14 protein-coding genes are annotated in these 20,520 nt (G+C 71.8%); 9 read left to right on the forward strand and 5 right to left on the reverse strand.

All coding sequences use genetic code 11. The features are described 5' to 3' along the window. Positions 1-8: 8 nt before the first annotated feature. Positions 9-1,652 carry a M4 family metallopeptidase gene (locus ACZ7L0_RS14085; protein WP_471242705.1) on the reverse strand — a complete coding sequence of 548 codons (1,644 nt, stop codon included), beginning with the start codon at positions 1,650-1,652 and terminating at the stop codon, positions 9-11. A 141-nt stretch (positions 1,653-1,793) separates the two neighbouring features. Between ACZ7L0_RS14085 and ACZ7L0_RS14090 the strand changes: the two genes are divergently transcribed. Next, positions 1,794-2,276, forward strand: coding sequence for a gamma-glutamylcyclotransferase family protein (locus tag ACZ7L0_RS14090; RefSeq protein WP_471242706.1), 483 nt, complete (start codon positions 1,794-1,796; stop codon positions 2,274-2,276). Here the strand turns inward: ACZ7L0_RS14090 and ACZ7L0_RS14095 are convergent. Then, a complete protein-coding gene (locus ACZ7L0_RS14095) occupies positions 2,236-4,533 on the reverse strand; it encodes a molybdopterin oxidoreductase family protein (protein WP_471242707.1) in 2,298 nt (765 codons plus the stop codon). The two genes, ACZ7L0_RS14090 and ACZ7L0_RS14095, sit on opposite strands and share 41 nt — an antisense overlap. 349 nt (positions 4,534-4,882) lie before the next feature. Between ACZ7L0_RS14095 and ACZ7L0_RS14100 the strand changes: the two genes are divergently transcribed. From ACZ7L0_RS14100 to ACZ7L0_RS14110, 3 genes are read left to right on the forward strand one after another with little or no spacing between them, the layout of a single operon-like run. Next, positions 4,883-6,409 (forward strand): amino acid adenylation domain-containing protein, encoded by a 1,527-nt coding sequence (locus ACZ7L0_RS14100; RefSeq protein WP_471242708.1) that lies wholly within the window; start codon positions 4,883-4,885, stop codon positions 6,407-6,409. Continuing rightward, on the forward strand, positions 6,406-7,677 hold the full coding sequence (locus ACZ7L0_RS14105) for a ferredoxin reductase domain-containing protein (RefSeq protein ID WP_471242709.1): 1,272 nt from the start codon (positions 6,406-6,408) through the stop codon (positions 7,675-7,677). Before ACZ7L0_RS14100 ends, ACZ7L0_RS14105 begins: the two co-directional genes overlap by 4 nt. A 30-nt stretch (positions 7,678-7,707) precedes the next feature. Further along, complete coding sequence (locus ACZ7L0_RS14110; RefSeq protein ID WP_471242710.1) at positions 7,708-8,490, forward strand: enoyl-CoA hydratase-related protein; 783 nt, start codon at positions 7,708-7,710, stop codon at positions 8,488-8,490. A gap of 215 nt (positions 8,491-8,705) precedes the next feature. Here ACZ7L0_RS14110 and ACZ7L0_RS14115 read toward each other — a convergent pair whose 3' ends face one another. Then, entirely contained in the window at positions 8,706-9,383 is a 678-nt protein-coding gene (locus tag ACZ7L0_RS14115) for a SanA/YdcF family protein (protein WP_471242755.1), read from the reverse strand. A gap of 169 nt (positions 9,384-9,552) precedes the next feature. Here ACZ7L0_RS14115 and ACZ7L0_RS14120 point away from each other — a divergent pair, with 169 nt between their 5' ends. The 5 genes from ACZ7L0_RS14120 (at position 9,553) to ACZ7L0_RS14140 (ending at position 16,722) form a co-directional block, all read left to right on the forward strand. Next, on the forward strand, positions 9,553-10,425 hold the full coding sequence (locus ACZ7L0_RS14120; protein WP_471242711.1) for a sirohydrochlorin chelatase: 873 nt from the start codon (positions 9,553-9,555) through the stop codon (positions 10,423-10,425). 52 nt (positions 10,426-10,477) lie between these two features. Next, on the forward strand, positions 10,478-11,755 hold the full coding sequence (locus ACZ7L0_RS14125; RefSeq protein ID WP_471242712.1) for a deoxyguanosinetriphosphate triphosphohydrolase: 1,278 nt from the start codon (positions 10,478-10,480) through the stop codon (positions 11,753-11,755). Between the two features lie 104 nt (positions 11,756-11,859). Then, the gene (locus ACZ7L0_RS14130) at positions 11,860-13,125 is read left to right on the forward strand and encodes an NAD(P)/FAD-dependent oxidoreductase (RefSeq protein WP_471242713.1); all 1,266 of its coding nucleotides are present in this window, start codon (positions 11,860-11,862) and stop codon (positions 13,123-13,125) included. A gap of 48 nt (positions 13,126-13,173) precedes the next feature. Further along, positions 13,174-15,078: a DNA primase gene (dnaG, locus tag ACZ7L0_RS14135; protein ID WP_471242714.1), complete on the forward strand. Its 1,905-nt coding sequence runs from the start codon at positions 13,174-13,176 to the stop codon at positions 15,076-15,078. Positions 15,079-15,492: 414 nt separating this feature from the next. Next, positions 15,493-16,722 (forward strand): RNA polymerase sigma factor, encoded by a 1,230-nt coding sequence (locus ACZ7L0_RS14140; RefSeq protein ID WP_471242715.1) that lies wholly within the window; start codon positions 15,493-15,495, stop codon positions 16,720-16,722. A 36-nt stretch (positions 16,723-16,758) separates the two neighbouring features. Here the strand turns inward: ACZ7L0_RS14140 and ACZ7L0_RS14145 are convergent, their stop codons facing one another. Together ACZ7L0_RS14145 and ACZ7L0_RS14150 are read right to left on the reverse strand one after the other, a co-directional pair. Next, a complete protein-coding gene (locus tag ACZ7L0_RS14145; RefSeq protein WP_471242716.1) occupies positions 16,759-18,687 on the reverse strand; it encodes an ABC transporter ATP-binding protein in 1,929 nt (642 codons plus the stop codon). Then, positions 18,687-20,420, reverse strand: coding sequence for an ABC transporter ATP-binding protein (locus ACZ7L0_RS14150; RefSeq protein WP_471242717.1), 1,734 nt, complete (start codon positions 20,418-20,420; stop codon positions 18,687-18,689). Before ACZ7L0_RS14150 ends, ACZ7L0_RS14145 begins: the two co-directional genes overlap by 1 nt. Between the last annotated feature and the right edge of the window lie 100 nt (positions 20,421-20,520).

The following is a 20,520-nucleotide window of genomic DNA, read 5'->3' on the forward strand; positions in this document are numbered from 1 at the left end:
GCGCCGGGTCAGTTCACGTTGACGGCACTCCAGGCCGCCGCCACCGCGTTGTACTCCGTACTGCCCGCGCCGTACAGGTCCTTCGCCGCGTTCAGGGTCGCCGTCCGCGCGCCCGCGTACTTCGTCGAGGACGTCATGTAGACCGTCAGCGCCCGGTACCAGATCTTGCCGAGCTTGTCCCGGCCGATGCCGGTGACGGTCGAGCCGTTGGACGTCGGGGAGTTGTAGCTGACCCCGTTGATGGTCTTCGCCCCGCTGCCCTCCGCCAGCAGATACGCGAAGTGGTTGGCGACGCCGGAGGAGTAGTGGACGTCCAGGTTGCCCACCGAGCTGCTCCAGGAGTCGGCCGAACTGCCGTCCTTGGAGGGCTTGTCCATGAAGCGGAGCGCCGCCTTGCCGAAGCCGGAGCGGACGATCCTCTCGCCGATCAGGTAGTCGCCCTGGTCGGAGGGGTTGTTCGCGTACCACTCCACCAGCGTGCCGAGGATGTCGGAGGTGGCCTCGTTCAGGCCGCCGGACTCGCCCGAGTAGGTCAGCGCGGCCGTCTTGGAGGTGACGCCGTGCGTCATCTCGTGGCCCGCCACGTCCAGCGCCACCAGCGGGCCGAAGGTCGTCCCGTCACCGTCGCCGTAGGTCATGCAGAAGCAGCTGTCGTCCCAGAAGGCGTTGTTGTAGCTGTTGCCGTAGTGGACGCGGTTGTACGAGCCCTTGCCGTCGCCCGCGATGCCGCTGCGGCCGTGGACGTTCTTGTAGTAGTCCCAGGTCTCGTCGGTGCCGTACTGGGCGTCCACGGCCGCCGAGGACCGGTCGGCGGTCGCGCCCGTGCCCCAGTGGTTGTCGGCGTCCGTGAACAGCGTCGCGGGGGCGCGGCTGAAGCAGATGCCGAAGATGCACAGGTCGGTCTTGTTCTCGGCGTCGCCGGTGTAGGTGTTGCCGCGGGTGGGGTCCTTCAGCTGGTACGCCGAACCGGACTGCGTGGTCTCCAGCGGCACCGTGCCGCCGTAGAGGGACTTGCCGTCGCCGGTCGCGGTCTCGATGCTGTCCCAGGCGTCGATCTGCGCGCCCGTGCGGGCGTCCGTCAGCACCGTGCGCGCGACCGGGTTGCCGAGCGAGTCCTTGCCGACGGCGTTGGTGCGCCAGGCCAGTCTCGGCGTGCCGTGCAGGGCGTCGACGACCAGTTCGGGCCTGGCCTTCACCTGCTTCAGGCGCTCGCCGAGGTTGGCGGCGCGCAGCGCGTTCACCGCGAGGTCGGCGGCCCTGGGGGCGGACACCTTCGGGGTGACGGAGGAGAGGGATATCGCGCTCCTGGTCGCGCGGTCGGCGCTGCGGTACGTGCCGTTCGGGGTCAGGTGGACCACGAAGTCACCGCCCAGGACGGGCAGTTGCCGGTAGGTGCGGTCGTAGCGGACGTGCTGGGTGCCGTCCTTGTCCACGATCACGTCCCGGACCGCGGTGTCCTGCGCGGAGGTGAGTCCCAGGCCGGTGGCGTGGGCCACGAGCGCCGACGCCGCGTTCTCGATCGCGGTGGCCCGGGTCGGTCTGCCGTCGGCGTGCGCGGCGGGGGAGAGCGCTGCGGCCAGCAGCGTGGCGGTGGTGGCGGCGATGCCGGCCGTGGCGAGACGGGATGCCCGGTTGTGCCGTGTCCGACTCATCGGTCTCCTAGGGGAGGCGCCCGGAAGGCGTGGGGGTGGCGCGCTGATGTCGACTGAGATTTAAGAGGGCATGACATGTCATGTCCATAGCGCTCACGCGGAGAAGTGTGGGGGAGTCGGAGGGGGTAAAGAATCGTTTCTGTGACCCTCCCGTTCTTCGTCTACGGCACGTTGCGCCCCGGCGCCGGCAACCATGACGTGTTCCTGCGCGGACGGACCCGGTCCGAGGAGCCGGCCCGGCTCGCGGACGCGGTGCTGTACGACGGACCCGGATACCCCTACGCCGTGGAGGAATCGGGGGGAGTGGTGCGCGGGGAACTGGTGACCCCGCTGCCGGAGGAGTACGGGGAACTGCTGGTCGCGCTGGACCGGCTGGAGGAGTACGCGCCCGGGGACGCCCGGAACCTGTACGAGCGGGTGGCGAAGCCGGTGGTCCGCGAGGCCGACGGGACGGTGGCGCACGCGTGGGTGTACGTCGCCGCGCCCTCCGTCGCGGCACGGCTGCGGAGGCGGGGGACACGGATCGAGGGCGGGGACTGGCTCGCCGCACCCCGGCACCGAACGGGCGAGGGCGCCCGCGCCGCTACCGCCGCACCGCCTCCACCCGCACCGCGCACGCCTTGAACTCCGGCATCCGCGAGGTCGGGTCGAGGGCGGGGTTGGTGAGGGTGTTGGCGCGGCCCTCACCGGGCCAGTGGAAGGGCATGAAGACGGTGTCGGGACGGATGCCCGCGGTGATGCGGGCCGGCGCCACCGCGCGGCCCCGCCGCGAGACCACGGCCACCGGGTCGCCCTCGGCCGTCCCGAGCCGCGCCGCCAGCCGGGGGTGCAGCTCCACGAACGGACCGGGGGCGGCGGCGTTCAGCTCGGGCACGCGCCGCGTCTGGGCGCCCGACTGGTACTGGGACACCACCCGGCCGGTCGTCAGCAGCAGCGGGTACTCCTCGTCCGGCTCCTCGGCCAGCCCCCGGTGCGTCACGGCGACGAACCGGGCACGGCCGTCCTCGGTGGCGAACCGGTCGAGGAACAGGCGCGGGGTGCCGGGGTGGACGGTCACCGTGCCGTCGTCGCGGGCCGGACCGCCCGACGCGACGGCGTGGAGGGCCGCGCCCTCGCCGGTCCGGTGGGCGGGTGCGGAGGCGTCCAGCGACGCGTCCTCGCCCTCACCGGCCGCCTGGGGTGCGCCCGTCCACGCGTCCAGTGAGCCGTCTTCGCCCTCACCGGCCGCGTAGGCCGGGGCGCCGGTCCCGTCCACCGGTGCCGCCCCGGCCTCCGTCACCTCCGGGCACGGCCAGAACACCCCGTTCTCCTCCGCCAGCCGCCGGTAGGTGATCCCGGAGTAGTCCGCGGGCCCGCCCGCGCTCGCGCGGCGGAGTTCCTCGAAGACCTCCTCGGGGTCGGTCGGGAAGCCCTTCTCCACGCCCAGCCGGGCGGCGAGTCCGTGCAGCACGTCCAGGTCGCTGCGGATCCCGTCGGGCGGGGTGACGGCCTGGCGCCGCAGCAGCACACGGCCCTCCAGGCTGGTCGTGGTGCCGGTCTCCTCGGCCCACTGGGTGACCGGGAGGACGACGTCCGCGAGCTCCGCCGTCTCCGACAGGACGACGTCCGCCACCGCGAGGAAGTCCAGCGACCGCAGCCGCTCCTCCACATGCGCGGCGCGCGGCGCGGACACCACCGGGTTGGAGCCCATCAGCAGCAGGGCCTTGATGTCCGTACCCAGCGCGTCCAGCAACTCGTACGCGCTGCGCCCGGGCCCCGGCAGCGAGTCGGGGTCCACGCCCCACACCTCGGCCACGTGCCGTCGCGCGGCCGGGTCGGTCAGCTTGCGGTAGCCGGGCAACTGGTCGGCCTTCTGGCCGTGTTCGCGCCCGCCCTGCCCGTTGCCCTGCCCGGTCAGACAGCCGTACCCGGACAGCGGGCGGCCCGCGCGGCCGGTGGCCAGGCACAGGTTGATCCAGGCGCCCACCGTGTCGGTGCCCTTGGACTGCTGCTCGGGGCCGCGCGCGGTGAGCACCATCGCGGCCTCCGGCTCGCAGAACATCCTTACCGCCTGACGGAGTTCGGGAACGGACACCCCCGTGATCCGCTCCACATGCTCCGGCCAGTGCGCCATCGCCGCGGCCCGCGCCTCCTCCCAGCCGGCCGTGCGCTCCCGGATGTACTCCTCGTCGGTGCGGCCCTCGGCCACCACCAGGTGCAGCAGCCCCAGCGCCAGCGCGAGATCGGTTCCGGGCCGGGGCGCGAGGTGCAGGTCGGCCTGCTCGGCGGTCTTCGTGCGGCGCGGGTCGACGACGATCAGCGTGCCGCCGTTGTCGCGGAGCTCGCTGAAGAAGCGCAGCGACGGCGGCATGGTCTCCGCGAGGTTGGAGCCGACCAGGATCACACAGCCCGTCCTCGGGATGTCCTCCAGCGGAAAGGGCAGCCCCCGGTCCAGCCCGAACGCCTTGGTCCCCGCCGCCGCGGCCGACGACATGCAGAAACGGCCGTTGTAGTCGATCTGCGAGGTGCCCAGCACCACCCGCGCGAACTTGCCCAGCGAGTACGCCTTCTCGTTCGTCAGCCCGCCCCCGCCGAACACCCCGCACGCGTCGGGACCGTACGCGTCACGCGCCGAGGACAGACCCGCGGCGATCCGGTCCAGCGCCTCCTCCCAGGAGGCGGGTACCAGCTCACCGCCGGACCGCACCAAAGGCGAGGTCAGCCGCACCGCGGAGGACAGCAGCTCCGGGGCCGTCCGCCCCTTGCCGCACAGCGCTCCCCGGTTCACCGGGAAGTCCGCGCGCTCGGTCACCTCGACGCCCCCTCCCGGCGAGGGCGACACGTTCATCCCGCACTGCAGGGCGCAGTACGGGCAGTGAGTGGGCGTCGAGGTGGTTTCCATACCGTCCACAGTGCGTCGCCCGTGTTACGTGCCGTGACGGCTCCCTGTTACACGGCCGGGACGGTGACCTCCCGGCCGCCGCCCGGCCGCCGTGAGGTACGCGACCGCCCGCCCCCAGGTCGCCGCCGGAGGTACGGAAGTTGCCGCTGCGACGGAGGCCGGCACATGTGGCTCGTTCCGTACCGTACTTGGCCTGAGACGCATGGTTGAGTGTTCAAGCGCGAGGACTACAGTCATCCCCGCGCAAGACCCCGCACGGCGTTCGACACATCGGCCAGACCCGGGCCCGCCTGCCACCGCCCCGGACCCGGCATCCGTCACTCGAAACAGCCAGGAGGTCTCCCGAGCCATGCCTCTGCGTCACCTCTCCCCCCGCGACCAGCACCTCTTCTGGCAGTACGGCCGCGGCCCCACCGTCCCCGTGCCCGACCCGCTCGTCCATCGCGCCGTCGAACGGCGGGCCGCCGCCACCCCGCGCGCCGTGGCCGTCGAACACCAGGGCGCGACGATCACCTACGGCGAGCTCGACCGGTACGCCGAGGCCCTCGCGACCCGTCTCGTGCGCGAGGGCGTACGCCCCGGCGACCATGTCGGCCTCTTCGTCCGCCGCTCCATCCCGATGGTCGTCGGCCTGCTCGCCACCCTGAAGGCCAGCGCCGCCTACGTCCCCCAGGACATCGGTCTCGCACCCCCGGCCCAGCTCACGCACGTCATCCGGGCCGCCGGCACCCGGGTGGTCCTCACCCAGGAGAAACACGCCTCCCGGGTCCCGCTGCCCGCCGGGCACCGGCTGATCACCCTGGACGAGCCGCAGCCGTACGAGCCCGGACCCGCCGTACGCCCGGACCCCGCCCCCGACGACGGCTGCTACGTCCTGTTCACCTCCGGCACCACCGGCCACCCCAACGGCGTGCGGGTCACCCACCGCAACGTCGCCAACCTCCTCCTCACCGAACCCGGCGGCCTCGGTATCCGCCCCGGAGACCGGGTCGCCCAGCTGCTGAACATCGCCTTCGACATGGCCGCCTGGGAGATTCTCGGCTGCCTCACCCGCGGCGGCACCCTCGTCATCCGCGGCAAGGACATCACCGCCGCCGCCCGCACCGCCGACGTGCTGATCGCCACCCCGACCGTGCTGTCCGGCATCGACCCCGACGCCTGCCCCCGGGTGCGCACCGTGGCCGTCGCCGGGGAGCCCTGCCCGCGTCCGCTCGCCGACCTGTGGGCGCGCCGGGCCGCGTTCCACAACTGCTGCGGCCCCACCGAGGTGACCATCGTCAACACCGTGCGCCGCCACGACCCGGCCGCCGGTCTTCTCACCATCGGCCGTCCGACCCCCAACAACACGGTGTACGTCCTGGACGCCGACCGGCGCCCGCTGCCCATCGGCGAGAGTGGCGAGATGTGGGCGGGCGGCGCCTGCGTCTCCGCCGGCTACCTCGGCAACGACGCGCTCAACGCCGAGCGATACGCCCCCGACCCCTTCCTCGGCCCCGGCCACCGCATGTTCCGCACCCGCGACCTGGGCCGCTGGACCCCCGACGGCGAACTCGAACACCTCGGCCGCACCGACGACCAGGTCAAGGTCCGCGGCTTCCGGGTCGAACTCGACTCGGTCTCCTCGGTCCTGGAGTCCGTCCCGGGCTGCTCCCGCGCGGTCACCCTGAAACGCGACGCCCGCACCCTGGTCTCCTTCGTCTGCCCGGCCGGCGTCGATCCCGGCACCGCCCGCCGCGCGGTCGCCGACGCCCTGCCCTACTACTGCGTCCCCGCCGACGTGGTCCCCCTGGCCTCCCTCCCGGAGACCGACCGCGGCAAGGTGGACAGACAGGCGCTGCTCCGGGTGGCCGAGCAGCGGACGGCGGTGCTGCGGTGACCACGTCGCTCCCCCGCGCCGCCGACGAGCCGACGACCGACCTGCCCCCGCTCGCCCCGGCTCCCCGCCGACTGCTCAAGCACCCCCGCCTGATGCACTACAACCGGCTGGCAGGGCTGGTCATCCTGGCCAACGCCCTGTTCCTCTGGGCCCGGTGGCCCCTTTCGCCCGGCACGCTGAGCCACGCGGTCCTCGCGAACCTCGCCCTCGCCGTCCTCGTCCGCCAGCAGTACGTCATCAACCTGCTCTTCCGGCTGGCGACCCGGCCGCCGGTGAGCTGGCCGCTGCGGGTGCGCTGGACGCTGGGGAAGGTCTACCACTTCGGCGGGCTGCACGTGGGCGGGGCGCTGGCGGGTGCGGGCTGGCTCGTGGCACTGACGGTGCTGCTGACGGCGGATGGCGCCGAGGTCCCGCTGGTGGCGACGAGCTGGGCCCTGGTGGCGCTGCTCGCGGTGATCGTCGCCACCGCCCTGCCTCCCTTCCGCTCCCGCCACCACGACCACTTCGAGAGGATCCACCGCTTCGGCGGCTGGACCGCGCTGGCGCTCTTCTGGACGCACACCCTGCTGTCCGGGGCGGGTCCGGTGCCGGTGGCGGTGCTCGCCGTGGTCACCTTCAGCGTGGCGCTGCCCTGGCTGCGGCTGCGCAAGGTCGACGTACGCCTCGAAAAGCCCTCCCGGCACGTCGTGCTGGCGCACTTCGACTACGGCGAGACCCCTTTCGCGGGCTCCTCGACCGCGGTCAGTCGCAGCCCGCTGCGGGAGTGGCACTCCTTCGCCAACGTGCCGTCTCCCGGCGAGCCCGGCTTCCGGCTCACCGTCTCCCGCGCGGGCGACTGGACCGGCTCCTTCATCGACGACCTGCCGTCGCGGGTGTGGGTGAAGGGGATCACCACGGCCGGGGTCGCCAACATCGAGACCCTCTTCCGGAAGGTGGTGTACGTGGCCACCGGCAGCGGCATCGGCCCCTGTCTGCCGCACCTCCTGGCCGCCGAGGTCCCCTCCCGGCTGGTCTGGGCGACCCGCGACCCCCGCACGACCTACGGCGACGCGCTCGTCGACGAGATCCTCGCCGTCCAGCCGCACGCGGTCGTCTGGGACACCTCCCGGCACGGCAAACCCGACATGGTGCGGCTGGCGTACGCCGCGTACCGGGACTTCGGGGCCGAGGCGGTGATCTGCATCTCCAACAAGAAGCTGACCTGGCAGGTGGTGCACGGGCTGGAGCGGCGCGGGATTCCGGCGTACGGCGCGATCTGGGACTCGTAGCCCCCGCAGTAAACCCGGAAGGGGAAGTCCATGAACGACAGCCTCAACCACAACCTCAAACTCGAACGGGACGGTCGTGTGCTGACCGTCCGCCTGCACCGCCCGCACGTACTGAACGCCCTCAACAGCGAGTTGCTGACCGAACTCCTCGACGTGTTACGGCCGTTGGACGACGACCACGAGATCGGCTGCGTCGTCGTCACCGGATCGGAGCGGGCGTTCGCGGCGGGCGCCGACATCAGGGAGATGGCCGGGAAGACGGCCGTGGAGATGACGGCGGAGGACTACTTCGGCGCCTGGGAGCACTTCGCCGACCTCCGCACGCCGAAGATCGCGGCCGTGGGCGGCCTCGCCCTGGGCGGTGGGTGCGAGCTGGCGATGATGTGCGACCTGGTGATCGCGGGGGAGTCGGCGCGGTTCGGCCAGCCGGAGATCAAGCTCGGTGTCATCCCCGGCATCGGCGGCACCCAGCGCCTGACCCGGCTGGTGGGCCGTGCCAAGGCCATGGACCTCGTCCTCACCGGCCGCACGATGGACGCCCGCGAGGCGGAGAGCTGCGGCCTGGTGTCCCGGGTCGTCCCCGACGACCGCGTCCTGCCCGAGGCCCTCGCGGCGGCCACCATCATCGCCTCCCACGGCCGGGCAGCCGTCACCGCGGCCCGCGACTGCGTCGACCGCGCCCTGGAAACCGGCCTCCGCGACGGCATCCGCTACGAACGCCGCGTGTTCCACGCCCTGTTCGCCACCGAAGACCAGAAGGAGGGCATGACGGCATTCCTGGAGAAACGCCCACCACACTTCAAGGGGCGGTGACCCCCCACCCCCGCCGGGCAAGCCCCCGACCGACCGATCACCCCCACACGCGTGCGCCCCCAATGGGCGCACGCACGGACGGAGGCACCCGGGCCCACCTGGCACCCGGGCCCGCGGTCATCGGCGCGTGTGCCTGCCGTACTCAACCGACGGGCACGGCCGCCGCACCCGGCGACCCGTGTCACCGACGACCGTGCCCCGAAGCGCGGCGCCCGTCACCGGTCGGAGGCCAGCGCTCGGGCCACGCCCGGCTCCTTCGGGCCCAGGAAGCGGGGGTCCGGCTTGAACATGGCGTCCAGGGCCGCCTTGCCCGCCGCGAAGACCTCGCGGGTGCCGCCGTAGTACCAGGTGGCGTCGTGCTTGGCCTCGACGCCGACGCCGTAGGAGTCGATGCCCGCGGCCTCGCAAAGGGCGACCGCGCGGCGGATGTGGAAGCCCTGGCTGATCAGGACGGCCCGGTCGACACCGAAGATCTTCTTGGCGCGCACGCAGGAGTCCCAGGTGTCGAAGCCGGCGTAGTCGCTGACCACGCGGGAGTCGGGGACCCCGCGCCTGGTCAGGTAGGCGCGCATGGCGTCCGGCTCGTCGTAGTCCTCGCGGCTGTTGTCACCGGTGACCAGGACCACCTTCACCTTGCCCGCCCGGTACAGCTTCACCGCCGCGTCCAGCCGGTGCGCGAGATAAGGGGACGGCTCGCCCTCCCACAGCCCCGCCCCGAAGACGACGGCGACCTCGGTGCGCGGCGCGTCCGCGGTGCCGCGCAGCCGGTCGGCCGTCGACACGAACAGCCAGGTCGCCGGGAGCAGCGCGAGCACACACCCGGCCATCACGGCCTGCACCAGCCGCCGCCGCCCGGCACGGGTGCGCGGCAACCGCGGTCGACGGATCTTCATACGGTCCCCCTGTCGGCTGTCGAGGAGGAGGACGCGCAGCACGATGATCCGGTTCGCCCGCACCCGCACGGCACCTCACACCGCCGGCGCCCCCACGGTGAAGCGCCGGAAAAAATAACCGTCACGGCCGTGCAACGGGACGGCAACCTCCTGCCGTCAGGATCCTTCCATGACGGCGTCGAACCCTCCCCGCGACGAGTTCCGCATCCACCTCGACAGCACGGCGCACATCATGACCAGTATCAGCAGTCAGCTCGCCGGCCAGCTCAGCCTCGTCTCCCTGGACGGCAGGCGCCGCCCCGGCCCGCCCACCCTCGTCCTGGTGGGGCACGGCAGCCGCGACCCGCGCGCCCTGAACACCGTCCGCGCACTCATGGAGCGGGTACGGGAACTGCGCCCCGGCCTGCCCGTGCGCCTCGGCCACATCGAGCTGAACGAGCCCCTGCTCCCCGACACCCTCGCCGCCCTCGGCGACGGCCGGGCCGTGCTCGTACCGCTGCTGCTCACCCGCGGCTACCACGTCAAGCGGGACATCCCCGAGATGGCGTCCGCCGCCACCGCCCGCACCCGGGTGGCCGCACCGCTCGGCCCGCACCCGCTCCTCGTGGAGACCCTGTACGACCGCCTGGTGGAGGCCGGCTGGCGTACGCGCCTCGACGACGCCACCCGCCGGGCGAGCGGGGTCGTCCTCGCCGCCGCGGGCTCCCGCGACCCCGACTCCGCGGCCGACACCCGCCGAACCGCCCGGCTCCTCGCCGACCGCCTCGGCGTGCCCGTCGTTCCCGCCTACGCCTCCGCCGCGACACCGACCGTCCCCACCGCCCTGCGCGCCCTGGCCGCCCGAGGCCGCCACCGCGTCGCCGTCGCCTCCTGCTTCACCGCCCCCGGCCGCTTCGCCACCCAGTGCGCCGAAGCCGCCCCCTGGATCGCCTCGGCCCCCCTGGGCGCCCACCCGGCGATGGCCCGCCTGATCCTCCACCGCTACGACCAGGCACTGGCGACCCCGGAGACGCTGACGGAACCGGCACTGGCGTCGGCCTGAAAACGGGGCCCCATAACCCCGGTTTGTCACAGCCGACCCGTACTGTCGAACCATGGCAGTCCCCGAACCCCCACCCGCCTACGACCCGGCGTCAGCCGACCGCTGGGCCCCAGAGCCGGACAAACGCCCAGGCCGCACCGCCTTCCAGCGAGACCGCGCACGCGTGCTGCACTCCGCCGCGCTGCGGCGCCTGGCCGGCAAGACCCAGGTGGTCACCCCCGGCGAGCCCAACCAGGCGGCCTGGGACGCCAGCCCCCGCACCCGCCTCACCCACTCGCTCGAATGCGCCCAGATCGGCCGAGAGCTGGGCGCGGCCCTCGGCTGCGACCCCGACCTGGTCGAAGCGGCCTGCCTCTCCCACGACTTGGGCCATCCTCCCTTCGGTCACAACGGCGAACAGGCCCTGAACGAGTTCGCCGACGACTGCGGCGGCTTCGAGGGCAACGCCCAGTCCCTCAGACTCCTCACCCGTATCGAGCCCAAGCGCTTCACCGCCGAGGGCTCCGTCGGCCTCAACCTCACCCGTGCCGCCCTCGACGCCGCCACCAAGTACCCCTGGCCGCGCGGCGCCCACCCCACCGACCCGGCGTCCGGCAAGTTCGGGGTGTACGAGGACGACCGGCCGGTCTTCGACTGGGTCCGCAAGGACGCCCCCGGCGCCCGCACCTGCTTCGAGGCCCAGGTCATGGACTGGGCGGACGACGTGGCGTACTCGGTGCACGACGTGGAGGACGGCCTGCACGCCGGCCACATCGACCCGGGCAGTCTGCGGGCCGAGTCCGAACGGCAGGTGGTGTTCGCCGTCGCCATCGGCCGGTACGTCCCCGCCGGCACCGACCCCGCCGAACTCGCCGAGGCCCTCGACCGGCTCCAGGACCAGGAGTGGTGGCCGCACGGGTACGACGGCACGGCGGTCGCCCAGGCCCGTCTGAAGGACACCACCAGCCAGCTCATCGGCCGGTTCTGCCTGGCCGCCGAGGGCGCCACGCGGGAGGCGCACGGCAGCGGCCGCCTCACCCGGTACGGCGCCGAACTCGTCGTACCGCGCCCCACCCGCATGGAGTGCGCCGTCCTCAAGGCGGTCGCCGACCAGTACGTGATGCGGCGCGCCGAACAGGAGCGGCTCCGCGCCGACCAGCGGATCGTCGTCGCCGAACTGGCCGAGGCGCTCACCGCCCGCGCCCCCGACGGCCTGGACCCCCAGTTCCGCACGCTCTTCGACGCGGCCGGCGACGACCACGCCCGCAAGCGGGTGATCGTCGACCAGATCGCCTCCCTCACCGACGCCTCCGCCCGCTCGTTGCACGCGAGCCTGACGAGGCGCCTGTGAAAAGAATGTGACCCTCCGTGGCCTGATCGGGTCACTCCCCCTTCCCGCATCACACTCGGTGCGGGAGGCTCCCATGTGGCGGCACCCTTACGAGGAGGCATCAAGTGGTCGACGCGGATCAGACATTCGTCATCGTCGGAGGAGGCCTGGCCGGGGCCAAGGCGGCCGAGACGCTCCGGGCGGAGGGCTTCACCGGCCGGGTGATACTGATCTGCGACGAACGCGACCACCCCTATGAACGCCCGCCCCTGTCCAAGGGCTATCTGCTGGGCAAGGAGGAACGCGACAGCGTCTTCGTGCACGAGCCCGCCTGGTACGCGCAGAACGACATCGAACTGCACCTCGGCCAGACCGTCGACCGGATCGACCGCGCCGCGAAGACGGTCCGCTTCGGTGACGACGGCACCCTCGTCCACTACGACAAGCTGCTGCTCGCCACCGGCGCGGAGCCCCGCCGCCTCGAGATCCCCGGCACCGACCTCGCGGGCGTCCACCACCTGCGCCGCCTCGCCCACGCCGAGCGGCTCAAGGGCGTGCTCGCCGCGCTCGGCCGGGACAACGGGCACATCGTGATCGCGGGCGCCGGCTGGATCGGCCTGGAAGTGGCGGCGGCGGCCCGCGAGTACGGCGCCGAGGTCACCGTCATCGAACACCAACCGACCCCACTGCACGGGGTCATGGGCCCCGAGCTGGGCACCCTCTTCGCCGAGCTGCACCGCGAGCACGGAGTCCGCTTCCACTTCGGGGTCCGGCTCACCGAGATCATCGGCCAGGACGGCATGGTGCTGGCCGCCCGCACCGACGACGGCGAGGAGCACCCGGCCCACGACGTCCTGGCGGCGATCGGCGCCGCCCCGCGCACGGGCCTGGCGGAGGCGGCGGGCCTGGAGATCGCCGACCGCGCCCACGGCGGCGGCATCGTGGTCGACGAACGGCTGCGCACCTCCGACCCCGACATCTTCGCGGCCGGCGACGTCGCCGCCTTCCCGCACCCCCTCTTCGACACCCGGCTGCGCGTCGAGCACTGGGCCAACGCCCTCAACGGCGGCCCGGCGGCGGCCCGCGCGATGCTCGGCAGGGACGTCGTCTACGACCGCGTGCCCTACTTCTTCTCCGACCAGTACGACCTCGGGATGGAGTACAGCGGCTGGGCCCCGCCCGGGTCGTACGACCAGGTGGTGATCCGGGGGGACGCGGGCAAGCGGGAGTTCATCGCCTTCTGGGTGAAGGAGGGGAGGGTGCTGGCCGGAATGAACGTGAACGTGTGGGACGTCACAGAGTCCGTCCAGAAGCTGATCCGCTCCCGGGCCCGGGTGGACACGGAGGCCCTGGCGGACCCGCACGTGCCGCTGGAGAGCCTCGCCCCCTGAGCGATCGCGCGCACCGGAAGTGTCAGTTCTGCCCCGTAGAATCACCACGTGGCAGGACGGATCAACGACGAGGACGTGAAGGCGGTACGGGACGCGGTCCCGATCGACGCCGTCGTGTCCGAGTACCTCCAGCTGCGCAACGCGGGCGGCGGCAACCTCAAGGGCCTGTGCCCCTTCCACGACGAGAAGTCGCCGTCCTTCCAGGTCAGCCCCAGCAAGGGGCTCTTCCACTGCTTCGGCTGCCAGGAGGGCGGCGACACCATCACATTCGTGATGAAGGTCGACCACCTCTCGTTCTCGGAGGCGGTCGAGCGCCTCGCCGCCCAGGCCGGCATCACCCTGCGCTACGAGGAGGGCGGGTACAACCCGGCCCACCAGCGCGGCGAGCGGATCCGCCTGGTCGAGGCCCACAGGACCGCCGCGCAGTGGTACGCGGAGCAGCTCGCCACCAGCCCCGAGGCCGAGACCGGCCGGGTCTTCCTGGCCGAGCGCGGCTTCGACCAGGCCGCCGCCGTCCACTTCGGCGTCGGCTACAGCCCCCAGGGCTGGGACCACCTCACCCGCTACCTGCGCGGCAAGGGCTTCACCGACAAGGAGCTGCTCCTCTCCGGTCTCTCCCAGGAGGGCCGCCGCGGCCCCATCGACCGCTTCCGGGGCCGCCTGATGTGGCCGATCCGGGACATCGGCGGCGAGGTCGTCGGCTTCGGCGCCCGCAAGCTGTACGAGTCGGACAACGGGCCCAAGTACCTGAACACCCCCGAGACGGCGATCTACAAGAAGTCCCAGGTGCTGTACGGCATCGACCTGGCGAAGAAGGAGATCGCCAAGACCTCCCGCGCGGTCGTGGTCGAGGGCTACACCGACGTCATGGCCTGCCACCTGGCCGGGGTGACGACGGCCATCGCCACCTGCGGCACGGCTTTCGGCGGCGAGCACATCAAGATCCTGCGCCGCCTGCTGATGGACAACGGCTCGGCCCGGGTGATCTTCACCTTCGACGGCGACGCGGCCGGGCAGAAGGCGGCCCTGCGCGCCTTCGAGGACGACCAGAAGTTCGCCGCCGAGACCTACATCGCCATCGCGCCCGACGGCATGGACCCCTGCGACCTGCGGCTGGCCAAGGGCGACGAGGCGGTGGCGGACCTGGTCGAACCCCGCACCCCGCTCTTCGAGTTCGCCCTCCGCCAGGTCGTCGGCCGCTACGACCTGAACACCCCGGCGGGCCGGGCCGCCGCCCTCGACGAGGCGGCCCCGATCGTCGCCCGCATCAAGAACAGCGGCGCCCAGCACGAGGTCGCCGTCGAGCTCGCCGGGATGCTCGGCATCCTGGACACCCAGTTCGTGGTCAAGCGGGTGGCCCAGCTGGCCCGCTGGGCCCGCGACCGGGGCGGCAGGGGCCCGGCCCCGGCGCGCGGCCCCCAGCAGCAGTACGAGGCGGCCGCCGCCCGCCCCACGTCCTCCGGCCCCGCGCTCAACCTCCGCAACCCCGTCTACGCCACGGAACGCGAGCTGCTGAAACTCGCCCTGCAGCGCCCGGAGCTGGTCTCTCCCGCCTTCGACGCGTACGGCGTCGACGAGTTCACCGCCGCGCCCTACGCGGCCGTACGCCAGGCCATCATGGACGCCGGCGGCGCCGAGTACGGCACCCAGGACCCCCAGGAGTACCTGGTCCGCGTCCGCGAGGCGGCCCCCGACGACATGGTCCGAGCGATGGTCACCGAGCTGGCGGTCGAAGCGATCATGCGCCGCACGGTCGACGAGTCGTACGCGGGCGAACAACTGGTCTGGGTCCGCCGCCGAGCCGTCGACCGCCGCATCCAGGACGTCCAGAGCACCCTCGCCCGCCTCAGCACGGGCGGCGACCCGGCCCATCTGGCCGCCGTGCAGAACGAGTTGTGGGTACTCCAGCAGTACGGGCAGACGTTGCGCGAGCGGGGCGCCGCCGCGTTGTGAGGGACGGCTGGTCCTCGTCCTGCGGCTGCTCGGGCGGTGCGATGCCGAGGTGGTCGGTGATCGCCCCGACCCGCTCTGTGAGGGCCCCGACTTGCTCAATGAGTGCCACTTGACCGGACACAAGGGCGCCGAGCAGCTTGCCGTGCTCGGCGAGTGTCCTGGTGTGAGCCTCCAGCGCCTTGCCGTGCTCCAGCTGCGTCTGCCGCAGCGCCTGCATCAGCTGGACGTCCGCTCGACGCTGCTCCTCGATCTCGCCCATGCCTTCCATCCTGCCTTGGCTCAGCGAGCCTCAGGTCCCCGGCCGTCAGTCCGATGGTCAAACGACCTGAGTAACCGACGAGTCACGACCCGGACGCAAAAAGTCACCGCAAGCCCCTCGTGGCGGTGATGTGTCTTCCCCCACACTGGGGTGCGGTGCCTGAGTCCTCGGAGCGCGGCCGATCCGTCCCCCACGGGTCCCACCCCCCGCGGTTCCACTCAGCAGCGATCACCCTGGAGGTCGCCCCCGTGCAGACCCAGACCCTCACACAGAGCGACAGCACGACGACGGACGATCCGGACGCCGAGAGCGAGGTAGTCGCCGCCGTGCCCCCGCAGAGCCGTGCCGCGCACCACCCGGAGGCGGAACCGGAGGGCGCGGAAGAGCCCGCGGAGCCGCCCGCCGAGGTGCTCACCGCGGAGGCCGCCGAGCCCGTCGAGGCCCCGCCGCCCGCCGCCCGAGCCGATACCAGCGGGCCCTCCTCGGACCTGTTCCGCCAGTACCTGCGGGAGATCGGCCGCATCCCGCTGCTCACCGCGGCCGAGGAGGTCGAGCTCGCCCGCCGGGTGGAGGCGGGGCTGTTCGCCGAGGAGAAGCTGAGCAACACCCCCGACCTGGACAGCCAGCTCGCCCTCGACCTGGACCGGCTGGTCGTGCTGGGCCGGATGGCCAAGCGCCGGCTCATCGAGGCCAACCTGCGGCTCGTCGTCTCCGTCGCCAAGCGGTACGTCGGACGCGGCCTGACCATGCTGGACCTCGTCCAGGAGGGCAACCTCGGGCTGATCCGGGCGGTCGAGAAGTTCGACTACGCCCGCGGCTACAAGTTCTCCACCTACGCCACCTGGTGGATCCGCCAGGCCATGTCCCGCGCCCTCGCCGACCAGGCCCGGACCATCCGCGTCCCCGTACATGTCGTGGAACTCATCAACCGGGTCGTGCGCGTCCAGCGCCGCATGCTCCAGGAGCGCGGCTACGAACCCACCTCGGACGAGGTCGCCGCCCATCTGGACCTGCCGCCCGAGCGGGTCGGCGAGGTGCTCCGCCTCGCCCAGGAGCCGGTCTCCCTGCACGCCCCCGTGGGCGAGGAGGACGACGTGGCGCTGGGCGACCTGATCGAGGACGGCGACGCGGCGAGCCCGGTCGAGTCGGCGGCGTTCCTGCTGCTCAGGGAGCACCTGGAAGCGGTCCTCTCCACCCTCGGCGAGCGCGAACGCAAGGTCGTACAACTGCGCTACGGCCTCGTCGACGGCCGCCCCCGCACCCTGGAGGAGATAGGCCGCATCTTCGGCGTCACCCGGGAACGGATCCGCCAGATCGAGTCCAAGACCCTGAACAAGCTCCGGGACCACGCCTTCGCCGACCAGCTGCGCGGCTACCTCGACTGAAGAGGGGGCCGCCCGTGCGGGCGGCCCCCCGGGCACTCAGTCGACTTCCGCCACCGCCTGCGCGAACTGCGCCTTGTACAGCCGCGCGTAGGCACCGTCCGCGGCCAGCAGCTCCGCGTGGGCGCCCTGTTCGACGATCGAGCCGTTCTCCATGACGAGGATCGTGTCCGCGTCCCGGATGGTCGACAGCCGGTGGGCGATCACGAAGGACGTCCTGCCGTGCGCCAGCTTGGCCATGGCCTTCTGGATCAGCACCTCGGTCCGGGTGTCGACGGAGCTCGTCGCCTCGTCCAGCACCAGGATCACCGGGTCGGACAGGAACGCCCGCGCGATGGTGATGAGCTGCTTCTCACCGGCGCTGACCCCCGTGCCCTCGTCGTCGATCACGGTGTCGTAGCCGTCGGGCAGGGTGCGGACGAACCGGTCCGCGTGGGCCGCCCGCGCCGCCTCCTCGATCTCGCCCCGGGTCACCTCCCGCGAGGCCCCGTACGCGATGTTCTCCGCGATCGTGCCGCCGAACAGCCAGGTGTCCTGCAGCACCATGCCGATCCCGGTCCGCAGTTCGTCCCGGGACATCCGCGCGATGTCCACGCCGTCGAGGGTGATCCGCCCGCCGGAGACGTCGTAGAACCGCATCAGCAGGTTGACCAGCGTGGTCTTGCCCGCGCCCGTCGGACCGACGATGGCGACCGTGTGACCCGGCTCCACCTTCAGCGAGAGGTCCTCGATCAGCGGCTTCTCGGGGTCGTACCGGAACGACACATGCTCCAGCGCCACCCGCCCGCGCAGCTCCGCGGGCTTCTCGGCCGTCACCGGATCCGGCTCCTGCTCCTCCGCGTCCAGGAGTTCGAAGATCCGCTCGGCCGAGGCGACGCCCGACTGCACCAGGTTGGCCATCGAGGCGACCTGGGTCAGCGGCATCGAGAACTGCCGGGAGTACTGGATGAAGGCCTGCACATCGCCGATGGACAGCGCGCCGGACGCGACCCGCAGGCCGCCGACGACCGCCACCAGCACATAGTTCAGGTTCGACACGAACATCATCAGCGGCTGCATGACCCCGCTGTTGAACTGCGCCCTGAACGAGGCCTCGTACAGCGCGTCGTTCTGCTCGGCGAACTGCTCGGCCGACTCGTCCTGCCGCCCGAACACCTTCACCAGGGTGTGCCCGGTGTACATCTCCTCGACGTGCGCGTTCAGCTTGCCGGTGGAGCGCCACTGCTGCACGAAGTGCGGCTGCGACCGCTTGCCGACCCGGGTGGCCACCACGAACGACAGCGGCACGGTGACCAGCGCGACCAGCGCGAGCAGCCAGGACACCCAGAACATCATCGCCAGCACGCCGATGATGGTGAGCAGCGAGTTGATCAGCTGGCCCATCGACTGCTGGAGCGTCTGGCCGATGTTGTCGATGTCGTTGGTGGCCCGGCTGAGCACCTCACCGCGCTGCCGCTTGTCGAAGTACGACAGCGGCAGCCGGGACAGCTTCGTCTGCACGTCCTCCCGCATCCGGTACATCGTGCGGTTGACGGCCCGGTTCACCAGCCGTGTCGCCACCGCCATCAGCAGACCGGCGACCAGGAACGTACCGAGCGCGAACAGCAGGACGTTCCCGACGGCATCGAAGTCGATGCCCTCGCCCGGCGTGAAGTCGGTGCTCTGCAGCATGTCCGCGATCGAGCCCTGGCCCCGCTCGCGCATGGAGTCGAGCACCTGCTCCTTGGTGGACCCGGCCGGCATCTGCCGCCCGATGATGCCTGAGAAGACGAGGTCGGTGGCCTGGCCGAGGATCTTCGGGCCGATCACGCTGAGCCCGACGCTGACGACCACGCACAGCAGCAGCGCGTAGATGGTGACCCGTTCGGGCTTGAACCGGGCGACGAGCCGTTTGCCCGACCCCTTGAAGTCCATCGAGCGCTGGTCGGGGCCGCCCCCGGCCATCATGCGTCCCATGGGCCCGGCCATCAGGCAGCCTCCGCTTCCGTGAGCTGGGAGAGCACGATCTCCCGGTAGGTCTCGTTGTCCGCCATGAGCTCGTGGTGCCGGCCGGTGCCGACCACCCGGCCCTCGTCCAGGACCACGATCCGGTCGGCGTCCCGGATGGTCGCCACGCGCTGCGCGACGATCACCACGGTGGCCTCGGCGGTCTCCCGGGCGAGCGCGGTGCGCAGGGCCGCGTCGGTGGCGTAGTCGAGCGCGGAGAAGGAGTCGTCGAAGAGGTAGATCTCCGGGCGCTGGACGAGCGTACGGGCGATGGCGAGCCGCTGGCGCTGGCCGCCGGAGACGTTGGTGCCGCCCTGGGCGATGGGGGAGTCGAGCCCGTTCTCCAGCTTGCTGACGAAGTCCTTGGCCTGCGCCACCTCCAGCGCGTGCCACAGCTCCTCGTCGGTGGCGTCCGGATTGCCGTACCGCAGGTTGGTGGCCACCGTGCCCGCGAACAGGTACGGCTTCTGCGGCACCAGGCCCACCGTCCTCGCCAGCAGCCTGGGCTCGATGGTCGCCACGTCCACGCCGTCCACCAGCACCTCGCCGTCGGTGGCGTCGAACAGCCGGGGAACCAGTCCGAGCAGCGTCGACTTGCCGCTGCCGGTGGAGCCGATCACGGCGGTGGTCTCGCCCGGCCGGGCCACCAGGTCGACGGCCTTCAGCACCGGCTCCTCGGCACCCGGATAGCGGAAGCCCGCGCCCCGGACCTCCAGATGCCCGTGCCGGCGCAGCTCCAGGACCGGCGCCGAGGGCGGCACCACACTGCTCCCGGTCTCCAGGACCTCCTGGATGCGCTCGGCGCACACCTCCGCCCGCGGCACCATCATGAACATGAAGGTGGCCATCATCACGGACATGACGATCTGCATCAGATAGGCGAGGAACGCCGTCAGGTCGCCGATCGCCATGCCGCCGCTGTCGATGCGGTGCGCGCCGAACCAGACGACCGCGATCGACGACACGTTCACCACCGTCATCACGATCGGGAACATCAGCGCGAGCATCCGGCCGGTGGCCAGCTGCATCTCCGTGAGCTCGACGTTCGACTTCCGGAAGCGGCCCTCCTCGTACTCGTCCCGGACGAAGGCGCGGATGACCCGGTTGCCGGTGATCTGCTCGCGCAGCACCCGGTTCACCGTGTCCAGCCGTACCTGCATGGACCGGAACAGGGGGCGCAGCCGCCGCACGATCAGCGTGACGCTGATGCCCAGCACCGGCACGACCCCGATCAGCACCCCGGACAGCGGCACGTCCAGCCCGAGCGCCAGCACGATGCCGCCGACGCACATGATGGGCGCCGACACCATCAGGGTGAACGTCATCAGGGCCAGCATCTGGACCTGCTGTACGTCATTGGTCGTACGGGTGATGAGGGAGGGGGCGCCGAAGTGCCCGACCTCACGCGCGGAGAAGGACTGCACACGGTCGAAGACGGCGGCCCGTACATCGCGGCCGAGCGCCGCCGCGGTCTGGGCGCCGTAGTAGACGGCACCGATGTTGCACACGACCTGCGCCAGCGAGATGCCGATCATCAGCGCGCCGAAGGAGAGGATGTAACCGGTGTCCCCCTTCACCACGCCGTCGTCGATGATGTCCGCGTTCAGCGTGGGCAGGTAGAGCGTGGCGCAGGTCTGCAGGAACTGCAGCAGCACCAGCAGAGCTATGGGTTTCTTGTAGGGCCTGAGATAGGTCCGCAGAAGTCGTATGAGCACGCTACGTCTCTCGGAGTCGACGAAAGGGGTCGGTTGGTTGCCCTTGGCCCCTATCGTCGAACACTCCACCCGCGTTACCTCAACCGATTAAGCCGACAGC

The organism is Streptomyces sp. NPDC039424, assembly GCF_055639495.1.

Coding starts and splice junctions, on each gene's coding strand:
- ACZ7L0_RS14115 (WP_471242755.1), bottom strand. CDS start 9,383: ATGAAGATCCGTCGACCGCGGTTGCCGCGCACCCGTGCCGGGCGGCGG.
- ACZ7L0_RS14110 (WP_471242710.1), top strand. CDS start 7,708: ATGAACGACAGCCTCAACCACAACCTCAAACTCGAACGGGACGGTCGT.
- ACZ7L0_RS14085 (WP_471242705.1), bottom strand. CDS start 1,652: ATGAGTCGGACACGGCACAACCGGGCATCCCGTCTCGCCACGGCCGGC.
- ACZ7L0_RS14100 (WP_471242708.1), top strand. CDS start 4,883: ATGCCTCTGCGTCACCTCTCCCCCCGCGACCAGCACCTCTTCTGGCAG.
- ACZ7L0_RS14120 (WP_471242711.1), top strand. CDS start 9,553: ATGACGGCGTCGAACCCTCCCCGCGACGAGTTCCGCATCCACCTCGAC.
- ACZ7L0_RS14095 (WP_471242707.1), bottom strand. CDS start 4,533: ATGGAAACCACCTCGACGCCCACTCACTGCCCGTACTGCGCCCTGCAG.
- ACZ7L0_RS14125 (WP_471242712.1), top strand. CDS start 10,478: ATGGCAGTCCCCGAACCCCCACCCGCCTACGACCCGGCGTCAGCCGAC.
- ACZ7L0_RS14145 (WP_471242716.1), bottom strand. CDS start 18,687: ATGGCCGGGCCCATGGGACGCATGATGGCCGGGGGCGGCCCCGACCAG.